The 25,827-nt window shown below is 44.0% G+C and carries 20 protein-coding genes; 8 read left to right on the forward strand and 12 right to left on the reverse strand.

The window, feature by feature from the left end; translation table 11 throughout:
• Nucleotides 1–2: 2 nt before the first annotated feature.
• Entirely contained in the window at nt 3–1,592 is a 1,590-nt protein-coding gene (locus UH38_RS11165; RefSeq protein ID WP_072044913.1) for a hypothetical protein, read from the reverse strand.
• 402 nt (nt 1,593–1,994) lie between these two features.
• Between UH38_RS11165 and psaA the strand changes: the two genes are divergently transcribed.
• The 5 genes from psaA to UH38_RS11190 all read left to right on the forward strand — a co-directional run bounded on the left by psaA (nt 1,995) and on the right by UH38_RS11190 (nt 9,078).
• Nucleotides 1,995–4,253 carry a photosystem I core protein PsaA gene (gene psaA / locus UH38_RS11170; protein WP_045054729.1) on the forward strand — a complete coding sequence of 753 codons (2,259 nt, stop codon included), beginning with the start codon at nt 1,995–1,997 and terminating at the stop codon, nt 4,251–4,253.
• A gap of 78 nt (nt 4,254–4,331) precedes the next feature.
• Entirely contained in the window at nt 4,332–6,545 is a 2,214-nt protein-coding gene (psaB, locus tag UH38_RS11175) for a photosystem I core protein PsaB (RefSeq protein WP_045054730.1), read from the forward strand.
• A 133-nt stretch (nt 6,546–6,678) separates the two neighbouring features.
• The gene (locus tag UH38_RS11180) at nt 6,679–7,299 is read left to right on the forward strand and encodes a Uma2 family endonuclease (RefSeq protein WP_045054731.1); all 621 of its coding nucleotides are present in this window, start codon (nt 6,679–6,681) and stop codon (nt 7,297–7,299) included.
• A gap of 156 nt (nt 7,300–7,455) precedes the next feature.
• Nucleotides 7,456–8,367, forward strand: a complete 912-nt coding sequence (locus UH38_RS11185) for a hypothetical protein (protein WP_045054732.1) — start codon at nt 7,456–7,458, stop codon at nt 8,365–8,367.
• A gap of 123 nt (nt 8,368–8,490) precedes the next feature.
• Complete coding sequence (locus UH38_RS11190) at nt 8,491–9,078, forward strand: gamma-glutamylcyclotransferase (RefSeq protein WP_045054733.1); 588 nt, start codon at nt 8,491–8,493, stop codon at nt 9,076–9,078.
• On the opposite strand, the gene UH38_RS11195 is transcribed toward UH38_RS11190, so the two are convergent.
• From UH38_RS11195 to UH38_RS11245, 11 genes are all read right to left on the reverse strand, one after another.
• The gene (locus UH38_RS11195) at nt 9,070–10,773 is read right to left on the reverse strand and encodes a PhnE/PtxC family ABC transporter permease (protein ID WP_082065365.1); all 1,704 of its coding nucleotides are present in this window, start codon (nt 10,771–10,773) and stop codon (nt 9,070–9,072) included. The genes UH38_RS11190 and UH38_RS11195 overlap by 9 nt on opposite strands.
• A complete protein-coding gene (locus UH38_RS11200) occupies nt 10,748–11,524 on the reverse strand; it encodes a phosphonate ABC transporter ATP-binding protein (protein WP_045054734.1) in 777 nt (258 codons plus the stop codon). Before UH38_RS11200 ends, UH38_RS11195 begins: the two co-directional genes overlap by 26 nt.
• 200 nt (nt 11,525–11,724) lie before the next feature.
• On the reverse strand, nt 11,725–12,633 hold the full coding sequence (locus UH38_RS11205; RefSeq protein ID WP_045054735.1) for a putative selenate ABC transporter substrate-binding protein: 909 nt from the start codon (nt 12,631–12,633) through the stop codon (nt 11,725–11,727).
• Between the two features lie 98 nt (nt 12,634–12,731).
• Nucleotides 12,732–13,931, reverse strand: a complete 1,200-nt coding sequence (coaBC, locus tag UH38_RS11210; RefSeq protein WP_045054736.1) for a bifunctional phosphopantothenoylcysteine decarboxylase/phosphopantothenate--cysteine ligase CoaBC — start codon at nt 13,929–13,931, stop codon at nt 12,732–12,734.
• Nucleotides 13,932–14,147 carry a protein IsiD gene (gene isiD / locus UH38_RS11215; protein ID WP_045054737.1) on the reverse strand — a complete coding sequence of 72 codons (216 nt, stop codon included), beginning with the start codon at nt 14,145–14,147 and terminating at the stop codon, nt 13,932–13,934.
• A gap of 138 nt (nt 14,148–14,285) precedes the next feature.
• Nucleotides 14,286–15,152 (reverse strand): 6-carboxytetrahydropterin synthase, encoded by an 867-nt coding sequence (locus tag UH38_RS11220; protein ID WP_045054738.1) that lies wholly within the window; start codon nt 15,150–15,152, stop codon nt 14,286–14,288.
• A gap of 208 nt (nt 15,153–15,360) precedes the next feature.
• Nucleotides 15,361–16,065 carry a J domain-containing protein gene (locus tag UH38_RS11225; protein ID WP_045054739.1) on the reverse strand — a complete coding sequence of 235 codons (705 nt, stop codon included), beginning with the start codon at nt 16,063–16,065 and terminating at the stop codon, nt 15,361–15,363.
• Between the two features lie 89 nt (nt 16,066–16,154).
• Nucleotides 16,155–17,114: a cysteine synthase A gene (cysK, locus tag UH38_RS11230; protein ID WP_045054740.1), complete on the reverse strand. Its 960-nt coding sequence runs from the start codon at nt 17,112–17,114 to the stop codon at nt 16,155–16,157.
• 96 nt (nt 17,115–17,210) lie between these two features.
• Entirely contained in the window at nt 17,211–17,648 is a 438-nt protein-coding gene (locus tag UH38_RS11235) for an RrF2 family transcriptional regulator (RefSeq protein ID WP_045054830.1), read from the reverse strand.
• Nucleotides 17,649–17,867: 219 nt separating this feature from the next.
• Nucleotides 17,868–19,688 (reverse strand): iron uptake porin, encoded by a 1,821-nt coding sequence (locus UH38_RS11240; protein WP_045054741.1) that lies wholly within the window; start codon nt 19,686–19,688, stop codon nt 17,868–17,870.
• Nucleotides 19,689–19,985: 297 nt separating this feature from the next.
• Nucleotides 19,986–20,645, reverse strand: a complete 660-nt coding sequence (locus tag UH38_RS11245) for an SPOR domain-containing protein (RefSeq protein ID WP_052672347.1) — start codon at nt 20,643–20,645, stop codon at nt 19,986–19,988.
• A gap of 352 nt (nt 20,646–20,997) precedes the next feature.
• Here UH38_RS11245 and mnmA point away from each other — a divergent pair, with 352 nt between their 5' ends.
• From mnmA to UH38_RS11260, 3 genes are all read left to right on the forward strand, one after another.
• Complete coding sequence (gene mnmA, locus UH38_RS11250; RefSeq protein ID WP_045054742.1) at nt 20,998–22,053, forward strand: tRNA 2-thiouridine(34) synthase MnmA; 1,056 nt, start codon at nt 20,998–21,000, stop codon at nt 22,051–22,053.
• A 145-nt stretch (nt 22,054–22,198) separates the two neighbouring features.
• Nucleotides 22,199–23,380 carry a sulfate adenylyltransferase gene (sat, locus tag UH38_RS11255; RefSeq protein ID WP_045054743.1) on the forward strand — a complete coding sequence of 394 codons (1,182 nt, stop codon included), beginning with the start codon at nt 22,199–22,201 and terminating at the stop codon, nt 23,378–23,380.
• Nucleotides 23,381–23,612: 232 nt separating this feature from the next.
• Entirely contained in the window at nt 23,613–25,805 is a 2,193-nt protein-coding gene (locus UH38_RS11260) for a caspase family protein (protein WP_045054744.1), read from the forward strand.
• Nucleotides 25,806–25,827: the final 22 nt, after the last annotated feature.

Raw genomic sequence — 25,827 nt, forward strand, 5'->3', positions numbered from 1 at the left:
GCTCATGGCAGCAGAATTTCTTTGATATCTAATTTCGGTTCTAAATCGGACTGAGGTTCAGATTCCACAGGTTGCTCAGTAACTTCCGGTAAAGTTGGCGATAACTCAGGCGATGGTTTAGGAGTTGGGCGGCGGAAGCGATTAAAATAGCCTCCAAGTTTTTGAGATGGTTGGGTTGTTTCTATCTTTTCCTTAACTGCTTTTTCTTCTATCAATTCGTCTAAGTTTTCTGGTTCTTCAGGTATCGGACTAGGCGCAACTGTTGGCGTATCAATAATTTCTGGTAAAGTTGGTGGCTCAGGTGAGGGCTGAGGAACTGGGCGGCGGAAGCGATTAAAATAGCCTCCAGGTTTTTGAGTTGGTTGTACTGTTTCTACTTCTTCCTTGGCTGCTGTATCCTCCTCTAACGGTGCTTCTGGAGGTGTTGGTTCTACAGGTATAGGGCTAGGTGTGACTATGGGTGGTGTTATATCAGGTAGAGGCGAGGGCTGGTTATTTTGGCGACGGAAGCGATTGAAGTAGCCACCTGATTTCTGAGGCTGTTGCGTTGCTTCTTCTGGTGCTGTGGGTGTTTCTGTCGGAATTGGTGAAGGTTCTGGGGTTGTGCTGCTAGAAGGTGTAGGGCTAGGTGTTTCTATTGGGGAAGGTTCTGGGGTTGGTGTCTTAGCAGTGTAATTTTGATTGACTATGCCCCTGGCTGCGTCTGCTGATAGTTCGCCTCGAACTAACTTAGATAAAGTATCTTTACCTTTAGGTTCGTAGGTAATGATGCGGACTGTATTGTTAAAGACGTTTTTAACAGCATTGCCCTTTTCGTCGATAAATTCTAGCTGCACCCAGTTTTTACCTGGTTTGAAGCCTTGGAGATAAACTGGTTGCCAGCGGTCTAAAACAAAGCTGTTACCGTTAATTGTGCAGCGAATCCGCCAATCAGCAACATTGTCCTTAGCAGCAAGCCGCAGGGGAGCATTTGTGAGGTAAAAATCTAATAATATTGGTTCAGCCCCATAACTACCTTTAGGACGACTGTATGTTAAAAGTGGCTGGGCTGGGTCTGGGTTATTGTCTTGCGTTTTTGTAAATATATGGAATGTGGTTTGAGCATAAGCGCCAGCATTCTTAAAACTTTCATGCCAAGGACGCGAGGCGAAGACGCGCAAAGTATGCGTACCTGGTGCTAAGTCAGGAATTGTTAGTGGCTCATTTACGTCATAAACCGCTATATATGGCTGATTATCGACAATAACGTGCAAATGCGGACCTAGTTTTAGTTCGGGATTTTTAAATATTGGTAAATCCCGAACTTGCAACTGGACGTTTACTTTGTCATCTTGAAACACTTCATCAGCTTGGGGGCTGAGGATGTTGACTTGTGGTTGGTAAATTTCTAATGATTGGCGTAAAGTTTGAATCGCTTCTGGTGGGGAAACTTCGGCTATGTCTCCAGCTTGGGCAGTTTTGCTATTGCTAGGCGCAAGTAGTGTAGTGGCTTTAGTGCTGCCACAACTTGTCAAAATTACTGTTAGTGCGATCGCAACTAGACTAATACTGCAAGTTTTAGTTATTTTCTGCCACCAGTTTTTAGCCAACACTTAGATCCAACTCCCATCAGGACACCATTCAATTATCTTAGCTGCTGAAAACTTCCCGCAAACTGGAGCTAGAGATTTTCTCGGTAATGGCGATCGCTAATCGCGACAATTACTTTAAATAATGTAAATTTTTGTAATTTGTGTATAAACTCTCTTGACTTTTTTTAAAGTCTAGCTGCGCTTATAGTCCTAAATAACCCCGCCAGCAAGCAACTTTGAATTATTGTTAACAAACCCTTAATACCCCTACAGTCAAGACTCTATAATTCATCAGAAAGCAAGTTCACTTCCTTGCCTTCAAAGCAGCAAAGCTTAAGCCTCAATATTGCGGTAGCATTGCGTTAGCTCTAAGGCAAATGGTGTTAACAATTCCTGGTTCCTTGTCTAGAGAGGAGAGTCTGAATGACGATAAGTCCTCCTGAGCGAGAGGAGAAAAAGGCAAGGGTTGTAGTCGATGTAGATCCAGTACCTACTTCTTTCGAGAAGTGGGCAGAGCCGGGTCACTTTGACCGCACCTTATCTAGAGGTCCAAAAACCACTACTTGGATTTGGAACCTCCACGCCCTCGCCCATGATTTTGATACTCATACGAGCGATTTAGAAGACATATCCCGCAAAGTCTTCGCTGCCCACTTCGGTCACTTGGCAGTAGTTTTCTTGTGGATCAGCGGGATGGAGTTTCACGGCGCTCGCTTTTCAAATTATGAAGCGTGGTTGAGCGATCCGTTAAACATCAAACCTAGCGCTCAAGTTGTGTGGCCCATCGTGGGTCAAGACATCTTAAACGCTGATGTTGGCGGCGGCTTCCACGGAATTCAAATAACCTCTGGTTTATTCCATGTTTGGCGGGCTGCTGGTTTTACAAGCACATTTCAGCTTTACGTAACTGCTATCGGCGGTTTAGTTGCAGCAGCTTTAATGCTATTTGCTGGTTGGTTCCACTATCACAAACGCGCTCCTAAGTTGGAATGGTTCCAAAACGTGGAGTCGATGCTGAACCACCACCTAGCAGGCTTACTTGGTTTGGGATGCCTATCTTGGGCAGGTCATCAAATCCACGTAGCGCTGCCAACAAACAAGCTATTAGATGCAGGCGTAGCTCCTGGGGACATTCCCTTGCCCCACGAGTTTATTTTGAATAGTCGTTTAATGGCTGAGTTGTATCCTAGTTTCGCCAAAGGGTTAACACCTTTCTGGACGTTGAACTGGGGTCAGTATGCCGACTTCCTTACCTTCAAAGGCGGTTTAAACCCGCAAACTGGTGGTTTATGGCTGACAGATACAGCACACCATCACCTGGCTTTGGCTGTGTTGTTCATAGTTGCTGGTCATATGTACCGGACTAACTGGGGCATCGGACACAGCCTTCGGGAAATTTTAGAAAACCATAAAGGTCCGTTCACTGGCGACGGTCACAGAGGTCTGTATGAAAACATGACAACCTCTTGGCACGCGCAGTTAGGGACAAACCTGGCAATGCTAGGCTCCTTGACAATTATTGTGGCGCACCATATGTACGCGATGCCTCCGTATCCGTACATGGCTACAGACTACGCGACTCAGCTATCGTTGTTCACCCACCATATGTGGATTGGCGCTTTCTTCATCGTTGGAGGAGCAGCCCACGCTACGATCTTTATGGTGCGCGATTACGATCCGGTCGTAAACCGCAACAACGTACTAGATAGAGTGCTACGTCACCGCGACGCGATTATCTCCCACTTAAACTGGGTATGTATGTTCTTGGGCTTCCATAGCTTCGGGTTGTATATTCATAACGACACGATGCAAGCTTTAGGTCGTCCTCAAGATATGTTCTCGGATACAGCAATTCAATTGCAGCCTGTATTCGCTCAGTTCGTGCAAAACATTCAAACTTTAGCTCCAGGAACAACGGCTCCTAACCAGCTAGAACCTGTCAGCTACGTCTGGGGCGGCGGAATTGTCGCGGTAGGTGGCAAAATTGCCATGATGCCGATGGCGTTGGGTACGGCGGACTTTATGATCCACCACATCCACGCATTCCAAATCCACGTCACAGTATTGATTTTGCTCAAGGGCTTCTTATTTGCCCGTAACTCCCGCTTGATTCCAGACAAGTCGAACTTGGGTTTCCGGTTCCCTTGCGACGGTCCAGGACGGGGCGGCACTTGCCAAGTATCCGGTTGGGACCACGTATTCTTAGGTCTGTTCTGGATGTTCAACACAATTGCGATCGCTGTTTACCACTTCAGTTGGAAAATGCAGTCGGATGTATGGGGGACTATAGATCCAGATGGCAACATAGCGCATATCACTGGAGGCAACTTTGCCCAAAGTGCGATCAACATCAATGGTTGGTTGCGCGACTACCAGTGGGCGCAAGCAGCACAAGTAATTCAGTCCTACGGTACGGCATTGTCAGCTTACGGGCTGTTATTCTTGGGCGCTCACTTTGTTTGGGCATTTAGTTTGATGTTCTTGTTCAGCGGTCGCGGCTACTGGCAAGAATTGATCGAGTCGATTGTTTGGGCGCACAATAAGCTGAATTTTGCCCCAGCAATCCAGCCTCGCGCTCTGAGTATTATTCAGGGTCGGGCTGTGGGAGTGGCACACTACCTCTTGGGAGCGATCGTCACTATTTGGGCATTCTTTGAAGCCCGAATAATTTCAGTAGGTTAGCGTTCGGTTGTTGGTAGCTAGCCAATCAGCACTAGCTAGCTACCGATAACTTTTTTGGGAAGCAAATTCACTAAACCTATGGCAACAAAATTTCCAAAATTTAGCCAGGACCTTGCCCAAGACCCGACCACGCGTCGGCTGTGGTACGGGATAGCTACAGGAAACGACTTTGAAAGCCACGATGGCATGACAGAAGAGAATCTTTACCAAAAGATTTTCGCCACCCACTTCGGTCACGTAGCAATCATCTTCCTGTGGACATCGAGCCTCCTGTTCCACGTAGCTTGGCAAGGCAACTTTGAACAATGGATTAAAGATCCGCTCAACGTCCGTCCAATTGCTCATGCAATCTGGGACCCGCACTTCGGTAAAGCAGCAGTAGAAGCGTTTACACAAGCAGGGGCAACATACCCAGTAAATATTGCCTATTCTGGTGTATACCACTGGTGGTACACGATTGGGATGCGGACAAACAACGATTTGTACACAGGTGCGGTAGGTTTATTGCTATTAGCAGCAACATTCTTGTTTGCTGGCTGGCTGCACCTCCAACCCAAATTCCGCCCCAGCTTGTCATGGTTTAAGAGTGCAGAACCACGCTTGAACCACCACTTGGCAGGATTGTTTGGCGTAAGTTCTTTAGCATGGGCAGGACACCTAATCCACGTTGCTATCCCCGAATCGCGCGGACAGCACGTAGGCTGGGACAACTTCTTAACAACATTGCCTCACCCCGCTGGTTTGCGCCCGTTCTTTACAGGTGACTGGGGCGTGTATGCCCAGAATCCAGATACCGCAGATCATATCTTCGGAACTGCTACGGGTTCAGGCGATGCGATTTTGACCTTCTTAGGTGGCTTCCATCCTCAGACGCAATCTTTGTGGCTGACAGATATGGCGCACCACCATTTAGCGATCGCAGTCATCTTTATTATTGCTGGACACCAGTACCGTACCAACTTCGGTATCGGTCACAGCATCAAAGAAATGCTGAACGCCAAGAACTTCTTTGGCGCTAAAACAGAAGGTCAGTTCAACTTACCACACCAGGGTTTGTACGACACCTATAACAATTCGCTGCACTTCCAGTTGTCTATTCACTTGGCAGCTTTAGGTACAGCGCTCTCGTTAGTGGCGCAGCATATGTACGCCCTACCTCCCTATGCATTTATAGGGCAGGACTTCACAACACAAGCTGCTTTATATACCCATCACCAGTACATTGCTGGTTTCTTGATGGTAGGAGCATTCGCCCACGCTGGTATTTTCTGGGTGCGCGACTATGACTCCGAACAAAATAAAGGCAACGTATTAGACCGCGTACTTAAGCACAAAGAAGCGATTATTTCGCACCTGAGTTGGGTTTCCTTATTCTTGGGTTTCCATACTTTGGGTTTGTACGTCCACAACGACGTAGTAGTTGCTTTTGGTACTCCTGAAAAGCAAATCTTGATCGAGCCAGTATTTGCTCAGTTCGTTCAAGGCGCTCATGGTAAGGTACTGTACGGCTTCGACACGTTGCTTTCTAACCCTGATAGCGTAGCTTCAACTGCTGGCGCTGCTTGGTTGCCTGGTTGGTTAGATGCCATTAATAACGGTACTAACTCGCTGTTCTTGACAATTGGACCTGGTGACTTCTTAGTCCACCACGCTTTTGCCTTGGGTATTCACACCACAGTCTTGATTTTGGTCAAGGGTGCTTTGGATGCGCGTGGTTCTAAGCTGATGCCGGATAAAAAAGACTTCGGTTACTCCTTCCCTTGCGATGGTCCTGGTCGTGGCGGTACTTGCGATATCTCTGCTTGGGATGCGTTCTACCTTGCTATGTTCTGGATGCTCAATACTATTGGTTGGGTAACGTTCTACTGGCACTGGAAGCATTTAGGTGTTTGGCAAGGTAACGTCGCTCAATTTAACGAGTCGTCAACTTACCTGATGGGTTGGTTGCGCGATTATCTCTGGTTGTACTCGGCGCAGTTGATCAATGGTTACAACCCGTATGGCATGAATAACTTGGCTGTCTGGTCTTGGATGTTCTTATTCGGACACCTAGTATGGGCAACTGGATTCATGTTCTTGATCTCCTGGAGAGGTTACTGGCAAGAGCTAATCGAAACTCTAGTTTGGGCGCACGAGCGTACACCGCTTGCTAACCTAATTCGCTGGAAAGATAAGCCTGTTGCTATGTCTATCGTTCAAGGTCGCTTGATTGGTCTAGCTCACTTCACGGTTGGCTATGTCTTGACCTACGCAGCGTTCTTGATTGCTTCTACTGCTGGTAAGTTTGGTTAATTAACTTAGTGGTAGTTGAATAAATAAAATCCCCTGCCTAATGGTGGGGGATTTTTTGTAGAGTTATAGAGTTAGACGAATAAACTTAAAGACAAAGTTGATTTTGAGTTCAGATATCAAATCTGAGGTGTATATGACACAAGCTTTACCTAAAGTAGTAAGCTTTGAAGAATTTGTAAATTGGAAACCTAGCAACGGTTGCTATGAACTACACAATGGGGTAATTGTTGAGATGTCACAACCATTAGGCGACCATGAAGATATTGTTGGGTTTTTAGTGGAAAAATTAGTCACTGAATATACCCGTTTAAATTTACCTTATCGAATACCAAAAACAGCTTTAATCAAACCACTTGAAAGTGAAACAGCATACTCGCCAGATATCCTGTTGTTAAATCGTCCTAATTTAGCTACAGAACCGCGATGGAAGAATCAAGCAACAGTTAGTTATGCTGAATCAATTCCATTAGTAGTAGAAGTTGTAAGTACCAATTGGCGCGATGATTACCTAAATAAAGCTGGCGATTATGAGAAAATGGGTGTTCCCGAATATTGGATTGTCGATTATCTAGGGTTGGGTGGAAGGCGGTTTATTGGCAACCCCAAGCAGCCGACAATTTCAATTTATCAACTTGTGGAAGGCGAATATCAAGTCAGTCAGTTCAGGGAAAGCGATCGCATCCTATCACTAACATTCCCTGAACTGAATTTAACAGCACAAGAAATCTTTAACGCTGGCTTGCCAAGCTCATAAGTACAAAGTCCAAACAATAAACTGTTTACCATATGAATTGAAAACATTGTATATCTCTATTGCCAATTGATAACTAAGGTATCATTCGTACTCAAGAATGGCTTAATTTTGTATAACTCACCTTGTATATTACATATAGTTATTTAGAGCTTATTTATGGCATTGGTATTTTTTATACATGGTGTTGCTACTAAAGATGCAGGATATTCCAAAAAATTAGAATCTTTGATTAAACAAGAGCTTATCAAACAAGAGCAAATATTACCTCATTTTTACGCTAGTTTCTGGGGTAATGTTTTGAAGCAAATAGGTCAAATTTGGAACTGGATTCATCAAGATTTGCAGGACTTTAAAAAGTCTCACCCTAACGTTGATGTAAGAGACGTTTTTCGCTATCAAGAATTTAGACAAGATTTTATTTCTGAGTTTTTTGGTGATATTCTTACTTACTTCAACACAGAGCGAGGTAGAAAGATTAGAGAACTAATTGCTCAAGCCTTATCTGATTTTGTAAAGAACTTTCCCACAGATGAAGAGCTACATATTGTTACTCACTCTCTTGGTAGCGTTGTCTTGTGGGATGTTTTATTTTCTGACAAGTTTGCACCTGACGATCCAGCCTATGAAATTCGCGCAACGATCGATAGGAACGAGCAGCATACATATTTGAAGAGCATCACTACAATGGGTTCCCCTATTTTGTTTTTTAATATGATGCTCAATGTTAACTCTATAAAAATTAAGGATTTTACTGAAACATATAAATCTCAACCTCTTAGGTGGCTCAACATTATCCATTCTTCCGATATTATTGCTTATCCACTCAAAGCCAGCTTGAATGCTAGTTTAATCCCAACTATCTTTTTTCGCGATAAATATATTTGGGCTGATGCTAATGCTGCAGAAAGAGGAGCGCGTACTTTTGGTCAAGCTCACGCAGCAATGGGTATAGGAGTAGCTGACGGTCATGGTTACTACTGGAATAGTCGCGGTACAGCCCGTTTGGTTGCAGCTAACATTTTAGGAGATTGCACTGCTATAGATTCAGCCCTAATTGATAATAACTGAGCGATCGCCTAACTACTCTATTCTCCTCGTCAATCATAATCTACGGTTTGTCGCTCGGAATTTAGTTGATTCAAATGAGATATTCTGTTAGAATTTGCCCAACAGGAAAAAACACAGTGTGACATGAGCGTTCAAACTGGACATATTCAAGACTATTTGGCATCCTATAATTCAACAAACAGAAATTTGAGGATGCACCAGCAGCAACAGAAAGAGCCGATGTTTTACTACTTTGCTTATGGTTCTTGTATGTGTCCGGTGGATTTAAAGCGAAGTCTAGGGGAAAAAACCCATGTCTACGCACTTGGTCCAGCTACGCTTAAAGGCTACAGGCTAGGTTTCTACTGCTATTCAGCTTTTCGCAACTGCGGCGTACTAGATATTATTGAAGATCCTAATAGTTGCGTTGAAGGCGTACTGTACTATCTACCCCAACGTCTCAGCTACGCCCTAGACGATCGCGAAGGCGTGCATCACAATTGGTACAGGCACGAACAAGTAGAAATTTCTAGTCGCGGTAAAACCTACAAAGACGTGCGTACTTATGTAGTTGTCGATAAACTAACCGAAGAACTAGCACCCAACGATTGGTATTTCAACGTAGTATTGCGCGGTGCGGTAACTTGCGGCTTACCAGAACAATATTGCTGGAATTTGTTTAACCATATGCACCAACTACAACAGCGCCACAGAGCTTTAAAATCAGCTTGAAAACAGACTTCGCCTCAAAGCAGCGCTCACCATATCTACAGCAAAAGTTAGGCAAATAAAACATAGCAAAGTAGCAACGACACTAGGATAGTCAAAGCTACTAATTTGTTCTGTTAGCACGCGCCCCAAACCACCTGCACCAACCAAACCCACAATTACAGTAGCGCGGATGCAAGTTTCCCAGCGGTAGAGGATGTAAGCAATAAATTTCGGCATAGTAGCAGGTAAAACTCCATACAAAAAGACTTGAGCGCCACTAGCACCCAAAGCAGTCAGCGACTTAGACGGGCGATCGTCCAAATTTTCGGTAACTTCAGCCATCAACCGCCCCAAAATTCCTAAATTATGAACGCCAAGAGCGATCGCACCTGGTAATATTCCTGGAAACAGCACAAATAGAAAAATCAACGCCCAAATCGGCGCAGGAATAGCGCGAGTAAACAATAAGAAAAATCTAGACAAAACTAAAATACCAATTCCCCACCAGCGATTATGATTCCTACCAGCAGCTAAAATTCCCCCAGCTAGCAACAAATTATTCGCCGCCAGGAAAGAAAAAATTATCCCCCCACAGCCAGCAAAAGCGATCGCCAAAATAGACATCGCCAAAGTTTGACTGCAAAGAATAAAAAGCTGACCTAATTGGCTAAAATCTGGTGGAAAAGCATCTTCTACAACTCCCAGTAATAATTCACCTGTGCGCGGCATCCAGAGTTTACTAAAATCAGCTTGAACGTACCAAAAAGAAAATAGTAGTAAAGCCGCAACAGCAAACAGCGAGAACTGAATAGCGCGATCGCCTGACAGCACCCGATCGCTATTTCCACCTTGCACGGACTTAACCTGTAAAACATTCAAATCCAGCCGACTAGGTGCGCCAATCCGCAGCCGCAGCAAGCCACTCCACAAATCCGTACAACCACTCAAAACCACCAAAGCAAACAACAGCGTCCACATCTCCTCATAGCGCAGAGATTGCAGACTGAGATAAATTTGATAACCCAAACCACCAGCGCCAATAATTCCTAACACTGCAGCCGCCCGAATCGAGCATTCAAAGCGATAAAAAGCATAAGCAAGCCAATTAGGAAAAGCTAGAGGAATCAAACCATAAAGAAAAGCACTAAGAGGCGGAACACCACTACTTAGCAAAGCAAGCATTGGTTGACGGGGAGTTTCATCCAAAATTTCCGCAAACACCTTAGCCGTAATCGCCCCAAAAGGGATAGCGATCGCCAGCACCGCAACCAGCGGATTGAGTCCAAAAATATTAATAAAAAACAGACCCCAAATCAACTCATGAATTGCTCTAGGAATCGCCAACAGCCCGCGTACAACCAACCAAGGAACCCCAAACCCAACCCCTAAAACCGACTCCCACCAAACCTCAGAGCAAAAAATCCCCCCTACCAACCCCACAATCAGACTAAAAAAAGTTCCAACCGCAGCAAAAGCAAGAGTCTTCAGCGCCGCATCGCAAGTCAACAGCAAAAACTCAGCACCAACTTCAGGGCGAGTAGCAGCAGCCAAAAACTGTCCCACCAAACCCCACCCACCAGCATTTACCAAGTCCCCTCGAAACACACCAGCAGCATATAGCGACCAACCAACCGCCCCCAACACAATCGCAAAGACCCTCCCAAACCTCCAATCTCTGCGTCTTTGCGGTTTAATTATCCCTCTTATACAACTCATCAACCATCTCTAAAGTCACAGCCTCAGCAGCACAATCAAACAGAACCCTTCCTTGGCGCAAACCAACAATCCGATCGCAAAACCGCCGCGCCAACTCAAAATCGTGCAAACTTACAACTAAAGTTTTCCCCAACTCCGCCAATAACTGCATAATTTCTCGACTAAGTTCCGGGTCTAAACTAGCAACAGGTTCATCAGCCAAAATAACCACCGGATCTTGCACCAACACCCGCGCGATCGCTACTCGTTGCTGCTGACCTCCCGAAAGGCGATCGCACCTCTGATAAACTTTCTCGGCAATTCCCACACGCTTTAAAGCCCCAACAGCAGTTTCCACTTCCAAAGGAAACATCAATGAAAACGCCGCTTGCAGAAACGACCACCGCCCCAAATGCCCAGCATTAACATTATGAATGACTTGCAGATTATTAACTAAATGAAATTGCTGGTAAATAGTACCGATTTGACTTTGCAGTTTTCTGACGGATTGGGGCTTTAACTGAGATAAATCTCTACCTAACACCCATACCTGCCCGTAAGTCGGGCGAATTGTGCCATTAAGCAAATTAATTAATGTACTTTTACCCGCACCGCTAGAACCAACTAAAGCAACTTTTTGCCCAGGGAAAATCTGTAAGGTAATTTCTTGAATAACTGGAAAATTATTAAACTGCTTAGTAACGTTTTTACACTCAAATATTGGATATTGGTTATTAGTTATAGCAGCAGTAATTTTACCTCGATTTTGCATCACCTGCTACTATTTTAAAATCTAAAAATTTCCGCGCAGAGGACATTGTCCTCTGCGCTCCAACTACCTACCTTTAACAAGCATTTAGTTAGAGAAATACACTTACTATAGTATGGCATTACCATGCAAAAAGCAATAGTTTTGAGCAAAAATATCTAGCTTTAATAGCTAAGTTATTTAAACTAAAATTTTTCAGGAGATTATTTAATTTTGCCAATTTCTCTACCTACTTTCTCTATTTGAGAGTAGTTGGAGTTTTGCGTAGCAACAAACTTATTGGCATCTAAAAGATCGAGGATTTCTTTGTGTTCCGGTACGTTGGGATCTAACTTAAGTAAAGCTGTTTGTACCTTACTTACAAAATCTGCACCATAGCGCTGTTTGACTTGAGGATTAATTACCCAGTGATAATCGTAATAAGCAGGCGATCGCCAAATTACAGCTACCTTATTTACATTCACTTCCTTAGCAGCTAACCTTTTGAGCCAAATTTTCTCATTTACCGCCCCAACATCGTAACTACCAGCTTCCACAAGCTTGATAGTTTTATCGTGATCGCCAGAAAAACCCACCTCACCTTTAAAATCGTTAAGTTTAATACCAGCTTGTTGGAGAAAGTATTGCGGCATCAAACGCCCTGACGTAGAGGATTCGCTACCAAAAGTAAAAGTATGCCCTTTTAATTCCTGGAAGTCGGGATTATTTTTTATTTGCTTTAAGCCACTATTTTTATTAGCAATAAATACGCTATGAAACTTAGCATCTACATCTCGTTGCGCGATCGCTTCTGCACCTTTAACTTGCAACCTTGCTTGTACTCCAGTTAAGCCGCCAAACCAGACTAAATCTAAATCGCCAACTTTAAACCCTGTCACTGCTGCTGTATAGTCAACAACAGGTCTATATTCTACTGGTACGCCTAATTCCTTTTCTAAATAAGCACCTAATTTACTATATTGACGTTGCAATTTTTGCGGATCTTGGTCGGGAATTGCACCTGTTACCAATGGTTGCACTTGCACAGAAGTAGCAGCCTCTTTATTTGCACAAGCAGATAGTAGAAACGGTAATAGTAGCAACAAGCAAATAGCACTTCTAAACTTAGACATTTGTAGCTGGGATCGAAATAATTAGCTTTAGCATTAAAACATATAACACAGTTAAATACTTAGACTTTAATAATTAATAGATAATCTGCTTAATATGGTTAAAATTGAACCAAGTCAAACAAAGTATGAGCCATTTGCAACTTACTACAAGGCGGAATGTCTACTTGTCTTCCTTGGCTATCTATAAATACAGCGCGGTTAGAATCGCTACCAAAACCACTATCAGGCAGATCGATCGGGTTGGCTACGATGCAATCTAACTTTTTGGTGCGTAACTTCTCCATAGCAGGGGAAACGATATCGCCTGTTTGTGCCGCAAAACCAATTAAATATTGATGCTGCTGTTTTAAACTTCCTAATTCTGCCACAATATCGGCTACAAATTCTAAAGGTAGTTCGGTAGGTAGCGATTTTTTGGGTAACTTGCGATCGCTAGAATTTGCTGGCTTGACATCCGCCACCGCCGCCGACATGACAATTACATCGGCTGTAGGGAAATTGTCTAACATCGCCTGTCGCATATCTTTGGCACTTACAACCGCAACTGATTTTACTCCTGACGGTACATTCCCACTAATTGGGGCATGAACTAGCGTCACATTTGCCGCGCGATGCAATGCAGCTTGGGCTAAAGCTATACCCATTTTGCCTGTAGAGGGATTGCCAATAAATCGTACCGGATCTAAATATTCTCGCGTTCCCCCGGCACTAATTAAAACTTGCTTCCCTAACAAGTCTCGCCGCCCTCTGGTATGCAAAAGCGATCGCACGTGCGTAAATATCTCCCCAGGTTCCGCCATGCGCCCTGCACCCACGCGATCGCAAGCTAGCAACCCGTAACTCGTCTGCATTGGGTGATAGCGTTTATCTAGTAACAACTGCTGCCAATTGCGCTGCACTGCTACTTGCTCCCACATCTCAGTATTCATAGCTGGCGCTAGCAAGACCGGACAGTTGGAAGCTAATACTGTATTAGTTAGCAAATTATCAGCCATACCGCAAGCCAATTTAGCTAGAGTATTAGCAGTCAAAGGCGCGATTGCCAAAACTTCCGCCCATTCCCCCAAGTCTATATGCAACGGACGGTTATGAGTTGGCTGCCAAAAATCTGCATCTGTATAAGCCGGATGGCGAGATAAAGTAGCTAAAGCTAAAGGAGTAACAAATTGTTGGGCTGAATCGGTCAAAATTACCTTAACTTCAGCCCCAGCCTTGAATAAAGTTGAAACCAATTCACAAACTTTGTAGGCAGCAATACCGCCACCTACACCTATTAAAACGCGCCTACCAGAGAGCATCTACGATTCGTCGTAAGGTTCTAAATCTAACAAGTAGACAAAAGGTTCTACCAATTCAGGGCGTTGAAAAGCGATCGCTCTGAGTAAATGCCAATCATTCAACCCGTCAAAAGCATTAGTGTAATTATCTTGCTCTAGACGTGCGGCTAATTGGGTCACGTCAATCGCGGACATCGCAGCAATATCCTGTTTGGAAATGCTTAAAGTTTCTAGCATATCTTGCACCTCCCTTGAGCAACACTAAAATGCAGCATCAGGTACAGCCGCATTACCGCGACTACCGTATCTATTCTAATGGCTGAAGCGATCTTGTGTAGCCTATAAGTAAATTATTGTCACACTTACACTGAAAATTTACACAGAAGTTAGATGTTGGCTAATTGTACTGAGTTGATTTGCATCTAACTGACTGCAATACACTTCACAGGAATTATTTGGGCTTTCAATCAGCTTAATTTTGTGCAGTTCTGCTCCTAATTGCTGTACGGGCGATCGCAATAATTCGCCAATCCGCACGGCAATATTTTCTGCTGTCGGGACAACTTCAGCAAAGTAAGCAATATCTTTATTTAAAAAGGTGTGGTCGAATGGCTCTAACACCTGCTCGTCAATTACTTGCTGCAACGCGCCCAAATCGACCAGCATCCCTGTTTTCGCATCAATTTCGCCTTTGACTGTCACTTCTAAATGATAGTTATGACCGTGACCGTTAGGACGAGCGCATTTACCGTAAATTTCTACATTTTCCTCATAACTTAAGTCAGGATGGGCAAGACGATGAGCCGCGCTAAAGTGAGTGCTAACAGTTAAAAAAGCTTCCATACCGTTTCCTTGATAATCTGCCCAAAGTTGAGGATGTTCAAATAGCTGAATGTTAACTAAAGGTAAATGAGACTCCAGCTTTTGCCAAATTACCCTAGCAATATTTTCTGTAGTCGGTAAAGTTTGTTGAAATTCAACCCAAACGTCATTTAGGTAAGAAAAGTCTAATTGACTTGTAACTTCTTGCTTAATTACCTGCTTAACTTCCGACAAATTCATTACCATCCCGTATCGATCTAGTTCCCCCAAAATAGATACATACAAGACATAATTATGTCCGTGTCCTGGATGGCGGGCGCAAAGATCGAAACGCTGGTAATTTTCAGCTTCGCTCAGTTCTGGCAACCAATAACGATGACTTGCCGAAAACTGAGCGCGGCGGTTGATGATACATTGCATGAGGACATTATCCGCAATACATATAATTTCTTAATCTAACTCTATTCCAGCATAAGCCAGATCGCACACCTCCGCATTCATCTGCGTTCATCCGCGCGGCAGGTGCTACAAGTCGGCAAAGCCGACGACAGTCGCCTCAAGTCGGGAAACCCGTTCACAGCGCTGTCTCCCCAACGCACTGCCTTGTTCATCTGCGTTCCCCAACTATTCAAACGATCGCTTCCAACGAAAATTGCACCTCGCAATGCAAACCAGCCGCAATTCTGAACAATTCTTGACCGATGTGCAAATAGCGATCGTCGTAGTTGAGCGGAAAATAGTCTAATTCATCCAATCCATCAGATAAATGATTCAAACAATAGTAGAGATGAACCGCAGCACCAGCTACGCTGGGCGGATTAGGCATAGAGCGGAAAATTCCTTGAGCTTGTTTGAGGATATCTCGGCAAGTTTTGAGATAGTCTTGAAATCCTTCAATCAATTCATCGTCAAAAGGATCGGCTGCTAGTTCTTCAATTTGGTCTTCTAGGGAATTAAGAATGCGACATAACAGGCGGTTAACAGGTTGGTAGACTTGTTGCAACCATTTTTCTAACTGCTCGTCGGCATTTCTACCCGTTTTGCGCAAGGGCTTTTGGGTAGTTTGCCTAGAGGGGGTGGTAGGCTCGTAACTGTAATGATTTTGAGTTTTACCAGAATTTAACGTGCGATCGTAAGAGCGCCGATTAGCTGTATCTTTTAATATCTCGTAAGCAGCATTAATCCGCACAATTTGGTCTAAGTCGGTTGCGTCCTGATGGCTATCGGGATGGTGCAGTTTCACCATGCGGCGATAAGCTTGCTTAATCTCCGCTGGCGTAGCATCAGGACTTACCTGTAAGGTGTCGTAGTGGGTGTAAGAAGCATTTACCATTCCCCCACTTTAGCGTGCCGAGAAAGGTAGATTTAATTGTTAAATTTTAAGTTTTTATCAACTCAAAACTTAAAATTTAAAGCTCAAAACTACACAGAGGCGGGTACTCGCGGCTCCAAATCTTGGAATAAGGGCGTACTTAAATAACGTTCGCCAAAACTCGGCTGCACCATTACAATTAAGCGTCCGGCATTTTCTGGACGTTGAGCAACAGTAATTGCTGCCTTTAAAGCCGCACCAGATGAAATACCAGAAAGCAAGCCTTCTTCGCGTGCTAAACGACGACCGTAGGCGATCGCTTCTTCATCACTAACAGTAATTACTTCATCGATCGCATCTACGTTCAAAACTTGAGGAACAAAACCCGCCCCAATACCTTGAATTTTATGCGGTCCAGGATTGCCACCTGACAAAATAGGGCTGTTAGCAGGTTCGACAGCGATCGCTTTAAAACTCGGTTTTCTTGGTTTAATTACTTCTGCAACTCCCGTCAGCGTTCCTCCCGTGCCAATTCCCGCCACTATCATATCTACTTCGCCGTCGGTATCTTCCCAAATTTCCATTGCGGTAGTATCGCGGTGAATTTGAGCGTTAGCTGGATTGCGAAACTGCTGCAACATATAAGCATGAGGCGTTGTATCCACAATTGCTTGCGCCCGCCGAATTGCTCCGCTCATGCCTTCAATTCCTGGTGTTAGTTCTAATTCGGCTCCATAAGCCCGCAGCATCGCTCTACGTTCGCTGCTCATTGTATCTGGCATAGTTAAGGTTAAGCGATAGCCTTTAGCTGCTGCTGCCATCGCTAAGGCAATGCCTGTATTTCCTGAAGTTGGCTCTACGAGGAGCGTTTTGCCAGGACTTATCAAATTTTCTTTTTCAGCAGCATTAATCATGGCGATGCCAATCCGGTCTTTAACTGAGGCAGAAGGATTCATGCTCTCTAGTTTGACGACAATCCGCGCGACACAACCTTCAGCTTGAGGAATATGATTTAGCTGTACTAAAGGAGTACGACCGATCAATGCTGTAATATCTTGAGCAATACGCATAACTATGGTTGTTTGTAGTTGGTCAAAAATGCTAACTAGAACTCACAATTTTATAGATTAAATTTATGCATTAACTCTAGCCGCTTGTCTTGAGGCTTAGATGTAATACATTATATTCAACTGTTTTCTCGCTGCACGTTGTTCGCAAATATCTTGCAGCGTATAATTTTGCAAAACCAGGTTAGCTGCCTGCCTAGCTTCAGTCCAAATTTCTTGCACTACTGTACTTTCAACAGTTTTAGGTTTAGTTTCTTCCTCAGATAAATTAGAGTTTGAGCCTTCTAAACATCCCACCACCTCCAGTAGATTAATTTTCCAAGGTTCTCTTGCCAATACATAGCCGCCCTTAGCACCGCGTTGGCTTTTGACTATTCCCCCACGCCGCAAAGTTGCAAGTAGCTGTTCTAAGTAGCGATCGGGAATATTTTGTTCTGCGGCTATTTGGCGAATTTGCAGTGGTTCGCCACTATTGTAGTGAGTTGCCAACTCTAATAGGGCAAGCAAGGCGTATTCAGATTTACACGAAAGTTCCACAGGCAAAAGCAAGCACGAAAGGTAATTTAAATCGTTATCGGCTTTACTCTTATTATACCCCAGTTCTCCACTGGGGTTTGCCTAATTATCAGCGATCAGTAATCAGCGACCAGTGACTACTATACAGTGCAACTATTAATTAAATTGTTGCTAATTGCCTATGAAAAAACCCCGCTGTACAGCGAGGTTTAAGCGAATAGAATCTATTACTTAGATAACTTAGAAAGTGAATGTCGTTCTTAAAGTACCAATAACTGAGTCATTAGCCTCAGCCGTACTTTGACCTGGAGATGTCAACCAGATTACGCCAGGAGTGATTGAGATATTGTCTGTCAACTGATACTTATAGAAGCCCTCAATGTGGTAGCCGTAGTCGTTATCAAAGTCAACTGCGCCAGGAGCATCTACAGAGCGTAAAGTAGGTTGTACGCCAGCAATAATCCCCAATACGCTGCCTTCCTTGCCCAAATCGGGGAAAGCAACTCCTAATGCATAACTCCAAACATCAGCGTCGCCAACATCAATGATTTCGATATCAGATTTCATTACCCAGCCGCTAATCGATACTCTATCGCTGAGGCGGAGCGCCGCAGACAACCCGTAGGAGTCGGTAGATAGCCGAGAAGAGCCAAGTGCTCCATCTACTAAACTAGGATCGTTAGCTTCAGCCGAACCTTCAATCGGGAAATTGCTACCAAGATTTCTAGAAGCTGAACCACCTAGGTCAAAAATTCCATCTCCAGCGTTATGATAACCGCGTACGTAGGTTGCAGCTACAGCAAAGCGATCGCCTAAATTAAAGTTAAGCTGTGCCAAAGCGCTAAAGTCACCATTGGTAAAACCAAGACTGTCATCGGGCAAGTTAGGGTTGTCAGCCAAGTATCCTAACGATAAAGAGCTATTACCGAGGATTCCACCACCGCTACCTAAGGGAAAGTTAATACCACCACCAGCACCGCCACCAATGTTATAAATTGGGCTGCGTTCAGCAAAAGCAGATAGCGCTCCACTACCGCCAGTAAACCCTTCAAAGTAAGGGTTTACTGTAGGTACGTAATCGGAGTGAAGTCCACCTACAGCCGCAAGATATACTTGTCCATTACCGAATAAGGGGAATTGATAAGCTGCCCAATCCAAAACCACGCTGTTGTCAGTGTCACCTTGATTAGAGACTTGGGTGCCTTCAAATGTGCCAGGTATCTCTGTGCCATCAGCTAGCGTTCTGCCGCCAGGTAGGTTAAATAAGTTCCCATTACCCATATTTAAACGGGTGTGGAGCGTGTCTCTACCCGTAAAGCTAGTTTGAAAATCTAAACGCGCCCGACTTTGCAAAACTGTGTTGTTGTTGACACCGTTATTGCCAAACTCGTCGGTAACTACGCCAATAACTTCACCAACTAACTTAGTAGTAGTTGAAAATTGATTTGCTTCTAATTCAGCGGTAGCAACTTCTAAGGTGTCTACTCTACCACGTAAAGTAGCAAGTTCGGTCGCAAATTCTTCTTGCAGGCGTTGCAGTGTTGCTAAATCTTCCTTCGTTACCTTATCTGCGGTAGCTGTCGCGATTAATTCGTTCACCCGATCTAAACAAGCATTCAAACCTGCCGCAAATTCGTATCTAGTCATTGCCCGATTTCCTCGGTACGTACCATCGGGATAACCAGCAATACAGCCGTAGCGTTCCACCAATGATTGCAATGCTTGAAATGCCCAATCTGTAGGTTGAACGTCTGATAGCTGGGATACTGAGGTAACTTGAGCAATTGTATTAGCATCAGTAGGGCTGCTGCCTTTACCTTCATTGCTGTAGGTATTGACTTGGTTCATGGTGTCGTCAGCAGATGTATTTGCTGCTGGATTAGCTACACCTTCTTGAACTTGAGCTACAACTACTGGTCGCTCTACGTTTGCTTGCTTTTGCTCATCTTCAATAACTAAATCTGCTGCACCTGTACTAGCTACTGCGCTTTGGACGATCGCTAAGGCTGCTCCTAAAACTGCTGGACAGACAAGCAGAGATTTCCACAATATCTTAGACATAGTTTTCCTTACTCCTCACACCATTTCTCTGAAAAATTGTCTCTCAAGTCCAGCAAAACTATCTGCTACCTAAGTGACACTTTTCCAAGAGTTACACTTAATATGAATCTTACCTCTAATCATTTGTTACTGTAAAGCTTAATTAAGCTTTACTTAAGACCATTTATAATTAGCAATTTTTATTCAGTTAAATTTTCGCAGCATTTTGTAATTTTATTAACAGTTAAACTGGCAGATACTATGTTTCTAATCTGGAAATAGCCGTTTTTACAAGCTAGTTTGTGCCTAGTTTAGACATCAACGCCCATAATAAACTCGCGCCTTGGTTAAGCCCGTACTAATCAAGTAGCGATTGTAACTTTCTGCCTTATCTCTTTCCGTAAATGGACCTACCCGTAAATGAGAGCCACGCGGTTCCTGTCTTTGGCTAATGATAGCTGGCACTTTGTTGGGCAGTTGTTTGACTTGACGTTCAATTATCGGTAAATCTTCCGCACCCGCAGGAATAACTACAAAATAAAATTTAGAGATTGCTCTTTGTAAAGCTACTTCTTGCCCCGTACTCAAATTAATGATGTGCGTAGCAATCCCTTGAGATTGTAGTTGTTTGGCTATATTAGTAGCATTTAGCTGTTGGCTAAAAACGCCAGCTTGAATTACCGATTTGCCCTGATATTGACGCAAAAAAGCGCCAGGTTCTAGCTGCTTGACTTGCTCTAACTGAGTTGAATTAGGACTATTAACGTAAACTAAATAGCGATCGCTTTTTGGCGAACTAGGTGGCTGCGATCGCACGCGAAAATCAAGATCGCGCGGTACAAATACCTCATCAGGTGGCTGTTGACTAGATTTACTCAAGTTCTCGGCTGGCAGTGTTTCTACTACCACTTGGGCAAAACTAGCATTAGTTAAAGTAAAGCATCCGGCGATCGCCAAAATTGCAATCGGCATTCGCATATTGAGCACTGCTGTCAGATGTGTCTTCAGATTCATAAGCAGACATCGATAAGAAATTTAATGTAGTAAACCTGCGGTGACTTGCATCTTGCCGAATTTACTGGAAAAACAACGCAAGTAAGCCACCCTTAAATAAAAAGACTATAAAAAGTAACGTTAAGTTGCTTTTGCCGCCTATCCAAGCGCAATTTCGCGGAAACATTTACCGATCTGTAGAGAAAATTCCGTAAATGTGCGGTTTGCCATTAACTAATTAACAAAGTATTCATATTGCCCTATCGCTCCTCGCCACAATAGCAGGAATGTTACTTTAGAATAAGTATCCGGGCAATTTTTTAGTTCACTCAAGTTTATGCATAAAGTTGTAGTCGGTCTATCTGGTGGCGTTGACAGTTCCACCGCCGCTGCTATACTGCACGATCGCGGCTACGAAGTCGTGGGCTTAACCCTATGGTTAATGAAAGGGAAAGGTCAGTGCTGTTCGGAAGGCATGGTAGATGCGGCTGCTATTTGCGAACAGCTAGGCGTACCGCATCATATTGTTGATAGTCGGGAAGTCTTTGAGGCAAGTATTATCAACTATTTGGTAGAAGGTTACAGCACTGGAATTACGCCTTTGCCTTGTTCTGCGTGCAATAAGTCGGTAAAATTTGGACCGATGGTTCAGTATGCCCGCGAACAGCTAGGTATAGATAAAATTGCTACAGGTCACTATGCCCAAATCACTTACGATGCAGAGTCGGGGCGCTATCAGTTGCGACGGGCAGTAGATCGCAACAAAGATCAATCGTACTTTTTATACGACTTAACGCAAGACTTGCTAGCTGCTTCTGTATTTCCATTGGGAGAATACGTCAAAGCCGAAACGCGACAAATAGCGACAAAATTTGGCTTAAAAACGGCAGATAAGCCAGAAAGCCAAGATTTGTGCTTGGTAGAAAGTCACGGTTCGATGCAATCATTTTTAGACAAATACATTACGCCGAAAAAAGGCGATATTGTTGACCAACAAGGGCAAGTATTAGGTCAGCACGACGGCGTACACCACTATACTATAGGTCAGCGCAAAGGCTTAGGCATTGCTGCCCCCGAACCGTTGTATGTAGTGGGATTGGATGCGGTGATGAATCGAGTAATTGTTGGCGATCGCAATTGTGCCGATAAGTCAGAATGTACAGTAGGACGTGTCAATTGGGTAAGTATTACCGAACCAACTGCACCAATTCGGGCGCAAGTTCAAGTCCGCTATCGGTCTGCGGGTGTAGGTGTAACTGTAATTCCTTTGAAAAATTCTCGCGTCAAATTAGTTTTTGAAGAGCCGCAATTTAGCATCACCCCAGGTCAAGCAGCAGTTTGGTACGAAGGCGATATAGTTTTAGGTGGCGGCATCATTGAGAAACAAAATTAACCCAAAACCAAATGTTTCCCTGTAGGGGCGCGGCGGCATTGCGCCCCTACATCATTACGTCCCTACCACCCCATGCCCGCAGAACACCCATAAATTGATACGATAATGCTGGCAGCAAGAATCTAAATAAAAATTAAAGAAAGTTATGAGTTATCGAGACGGCATTGCTCCTCACGGAATGCAGTTGATTAATCGGATTGCCACGCCCGAACAAAGACAAGAATTCTTGGCAAAAGCTGATGACTTGCCGCGCGTGCAGCTTGACGAGCGTGCTGTTTCTGACTTAGAGATGATTGCCATTGGTGCATTTAGCCCGCTAACTGGCTTTATGGCACAAGCAGACTACGATCGCGTAGTAGCTGATATGCGTCTAGCCAACGGTTTACCTTGGTCAATTCCGATTACGCTATCGGTAGAAGAGGCGATCGCATCTTCCCTCACAGAAGGTAGTTTAATTCGCTTAGACGATCCTAGTGGTAGATTTATCGGCGTTTTAGAATTAACTCAAAAATACCGCTACGACAAAACCACTGAAGCAATTAACGTCTATCGGACTGACGATGCCAAACACCCAGGCGTACAAGTAGTCTACAACCAGGGTGAAATCAATTTAGCAGGTCCAATCTGGTTATTGCAACGCGAAGCTCATCCTCAGTTTCCCGCCTATCAAATCGACCCTGCCCAATCGCGGCAAATGTTTAAGGAAAAAGGGTGGAAAACTATCGTCGGCTTCCAAACCCGCAATCCCATCCACCGCGCCCACGAATACATCCAAAAGTGCGCGATGGAGACAGTAGACGGGTTATTTTTGCATCCATTGGTAGGAGCAACTAAAGACGACGATATCCCTGCCGATGTAAGGATGCGCTGCTACGAAATTATCTTGGAACATTATTATCCCCAAGAGCGAGTAATTTTAGCAATTAATCCGGCGGCGATGCGCTATGCTGGACCGCGCGAGGCAATTTTTCACGCCATTGTGCGCAAAAATTACGGCTGTACTCACTTCATAGTCGGACGCGATCACGCTGGTGTCGGCGACTATTACGGGACTTATGATGCTCAACATATTTTTGATGAATTCGAGTCAGCAGAATTAGGCATTGTGCCAATGAAATTTGAACACGCTTTTTACTGCACTCGAACTGAGTCAATGGCGACAACTAAAACAAGTCCTAGCACTCCAGCAGAGCGCGTTCATTTATCAGGGACAAAAGTTCGGGAAATGCTGCGTAGAGGCGAATTACCACCGCCCCAGTTCTCGCGCCCAGAAGTTGCAGCGGAACTAGCAAGAGCAATGCGATCGCCTTTAACAGTGACCAGTTAACAGTGACCAGTGACCAGTTACTATTAATTATCTTAACTAATAACTCTTTAACAGTAAGCAGTTACCAGTTATTAGCTAATATGCAAAACAGTTTTTGATTTAACAAAGACTATTTATGCAGTTATCATCTACTAGACAAGGCAGTGTTTTTCTGTATCTCTGCCACTTGGTAACTGATATTGTATGACTGGTAACTGGTAACTGTTCACTGGTCACTGTTTAGGCTGATAGCATGAAACGGCGGGATTTTTTCAAAGCTACTGGTTGGATACTAGCAGCACTAGGGATAAGCGAAAGTGATTGGTTGAGATTAGGCGATCGCTACTATCAGGCGATCGCATCTCCACTCAACCGCAAGTTAGCCTTATTAGTAGGTATTAACCAATATCCAGGTAATTCAAGCTTAAATGGTTGTCTAACTGATGTAGAACTGCAAAAAGAATTACTAATTCACCGTTTTGGGTTTAAAAGCAGCGATATTCTCACGCTGACTAATGCCCAAGCTACTAGAAGACAAATTGAAGATGCTTTTAGCGATCGTTTAATTGAGCAAGCACAACCTGGTGATGTGGTTGTATTTCACTTTAGCGGCTGCGGTCGTCGCTTGCAATTGAGCCAGAAGGGAGGAGATAAGGGGGACTACAGGGGGATCGACATAAATAGCTTAGTTACAGCAGATAGTGGCACAGATAACGATTTGCCAGAACATACCTTGGCGTTGATGTTGCGATCGCTTTCTACTTCTGCTGTTACAACTGTCCTCGATACAAGTTTCTATTTTCCTAACGTTCTTCCTAACTATTTGCGCGTTCGCTCTCTACCTCAACTAGAACAATGGCAACTAATTCCAGAAGAATTAGCCTTTCAACAGCAACTAATTGATAAACAAATGCTTGAAGGCAAGTTAACCGATCTGCAAATGCCAGGAACACTATTGAGGGCAGCAGATACAGATAAAGTAGCGGTAGAAGCGCAATGGACTGGCTTAGTTGCAGGGCTTTTTACTTATGCCTTAACTCAATACTTGTGGGAATTTACCTCACCAAACTCTATTCAAATTAATCTTGGTAAAGTTGGTGGAGTAGTCGAACAAACACATAGCAAGCAAAAATTCTCAAATAAGAGTGTTGATACTCGCTCTTTGTTGCTAATGCCTGACTCTACAATTGCTGGTGCGGATGGAGTAGTTAGAGCTATAGAAGATGATGGCAAAAGCGCCCAACTGTGGCTAGCAGGACTGCCAGCAACACTTTTGGAATATTATGGTGTAAATTCTCGCCTAACTGTAGTTGAGCCAAAAAAACAGTGGACAGAAAATTTAGATACTAATTCGGCTTTACAACTGCAAGTGCGATCGCGTACTGGGTTGACAGCTAAAGCACAAATTGTTAGTAACAATAGTAATTCTCTCCAAGTCGGGCAACTGCTGCAAGAAGCAATCCGAGTTTTACCACGTAATATCAGCCTTAATGTTGCTTTAGATCCTAGTTTGGAACGAATTGAGCGAGTAGATGCTACCAGTGCTTTTGCTGCTATGCCGCGCGTATCCCTAGTTACAGCTAACGATGTGCCAGTAGATTATCTATTCGGACGAGTAATAGAATCAAAAGAAGTAACTACACCAGCTAGTCGTTATGGATTATTTTTTGACGATCGTAAACCCATCCCACTTGCAGCGGGCGAAGCAGGAGAAGCTGTCAAAGTAGCGGTGCAACGGTTAATTCCCAAACTGCGATCGCTTCTAGCCGCAAAGTTATGGCGGTTGACAAATAATTCGGGTTCTTCTAGGTTAGGAGTGCAAGCAACTTTAGAAATAGTTAGCCCCGAACAAATAATAGTAACGCAACAATACGCCGCCAGATCCCAAGTTTTACCTACACCAGGCAAGTCTTTACAGAATATATCGCTACAACTACCCACGATTCCTGTAGGTAGCCGCATTCAGTACCGCCTGCAAAACTACAGCGATCGCCCAGTATATTTTCTCCTCGTGGGTTTGGATAGCACTAAAAGCGCGATCGCTCTTTATCCATTACAAACAGCGCCAGAATCTAATACCCAAGAAGCAAAACCACTGCTCCAAGACTTAGTTATACCTCCTGTCGAGACAATGATTGTGCCGCAAACTGCTGTTGATTTTCAATGGCTGGTACATCCACCACTAGCGATCGCTGAAACTCATTTAATCTTTAGTACAGCAAGCTTTACTCAAACTCTAGCCGCTTTGCAAAATGGTATGCGCTCTGGAGGCGAACAGGGATATATCGGCACATTAGCAAATCCCTTAGAAGTTGCCCAAGCTGTATTTCAAGATTTGCACAACGCTAGCGCTGTCAAGAGCGAACCTATTACTACCACTGCTGACACTTATAATTTAAATGTTAATACTTGGGCAAGTTTTAACTTTATTTATCAAATTGTCTAATATATTTGAGCAGAGCAGCCAA

It is taken from the genome of Aliterella atlantica CENA595 (genome assembly GCF_000952155.1).
Taxonomy (GTDB): domain Bacteria; phylum Cyanobacteriota; class Cyanobacteriia; order Cyanobacteriales; family Chroococcidiopsidaceae; genus Aliterella; species Aliterella atlantica.

What these genes read in the sequence shown, in the direction of transcription:
- coaBC (WP_045054736.1), bottom strand. Translation starts at nt 13,931, where the DNA reads ATGCTCTCTGGTAGGCGCGTTTTAATAGGTGTAGGTGGCGGTATTGCT.
- UH38_RS11260 (WP_045054744.1), top strand. Translation starts at nt 23,613, where the DNA reads ATGAAACGGCGGGATTTTTTCAAAGCTACTGGTTGGATACTAGCAGCA.
- psaA (WP_045054729.1), top strand. Translation starts at nt 1,995, where the DNA reads ATGACGATAAGTCCTCCTGAGCGAGAGGAGAAAAAGGCAAGGGTTGTA.
- UH38_RS11225 (WP_045054739.1), bottom strand. Translation starts at nt 16,065, where the DNA reads ATGGTAAATGCTTCTTACACCCACTACGACACCTTACAGGTAAGTCCT.
- sat (WP_045054743.1), top strand. Translation starts at nt 22,199, where the DNA reads ATGAGTTATCGAGACGGCATTGCTCCTCACGGAATGCAGTTGATTAAT.
- UH38_RS11220 (WP_045054738.1), bottom strand. Translation starts at nt 15,152, where the DNA reads ATGCAATGTATCATCAACCGCCGCGCTCAGTTTTCGGCAAGTCATCGT.
- UH38_RS11245 (WP_052672347.1), bottom strand. Translation starts at nt 20,645, where the DNA reads ATGCGAATGCCGATTGCAATTTTGGCGATCGCCGGATGCTTTACTTTA.
- UH38_RS11190 (WP_045054733.1), top strand. Translation starts at nt 8,491, where the DNA reads ATGAGCGTTCAAACTGGACATATTCAAGACTATTTGGCATCCTATAAT.
- UH38_RS11180 (WP_045054731.1), top strand. Translation starts at nt 6,679, where the DNA reads ATGACACAAGCTTTACCTAAAGTAGTAAGCTTTGAAGAATTTGTAAAT.
- UH38_RS11205 (WP_045054735.1), bottom strand. Translation starts at nt 12,633, where the DNA reads ATGTCTAAGTTTAGAAGTGCTATTTGCTTGTTGCTACTATTACCGTTT.
- UH38_RS11200 (WP_045054734.1), bottom strand. Translation starts at nt 11,524, where the DNA reads ATGCAAAATCGAGGTAAAATTACTGCTGCTATAACTAATAACCAATAT.
- UH38_RS11185 (WP_045054732.1), top strand. Translation starts at nt 7,456, where the DNA reads ATGGCATTGGTATTTTTTATACATGGTGTTGCTACTAAAGATGCAGGA.
- UH38_RS11240 (WP_045054741.1), bottom strand. Translation starts at nt 19,688, where the DNA reads ATGTCTAAGATATTGTGGAAATCTCTGCTTGTCTGTCCAGCAGTTTTA.
- psaB (WP_045054730.1), top strand. Translation starts at nt 4,332, where the DNA reads ATGGCAACAAAATTTCCAAAATTTAGCCAGGACCTTGCCCAAGACCCG.
- isiD (WP_045054737.1), bottom strand. Translation starts at nt 14,147, where the DNA reads ATGCTAGAAACTTTAAGCATTTCCAAACAGGATATTGCTGCGATGTCC.
- UH38_RS11195 (WP_082065365.1), bottom strand. Translation starts at nt 10,773, where the DNA reads ATGAGTTGTATAAGAGGGATAATTAAACCGCAAAGACGCAGAGATTGG.
- cysK (WP_045054740.1), bottom strand. Translation starts at nt 17,114, where the DNA reads ATGCGTATTGCTCAAGATATTACAGCATTGATCGGTCGTACTCCTTTA.
- mnmA (WP_045054742.1), top strand. Translation starts at nt 20,998, where the DNA reads ATGCATAAAGTTGTAGTCGGTCTATCTGGTGGCGTTGACAGTTCCACC.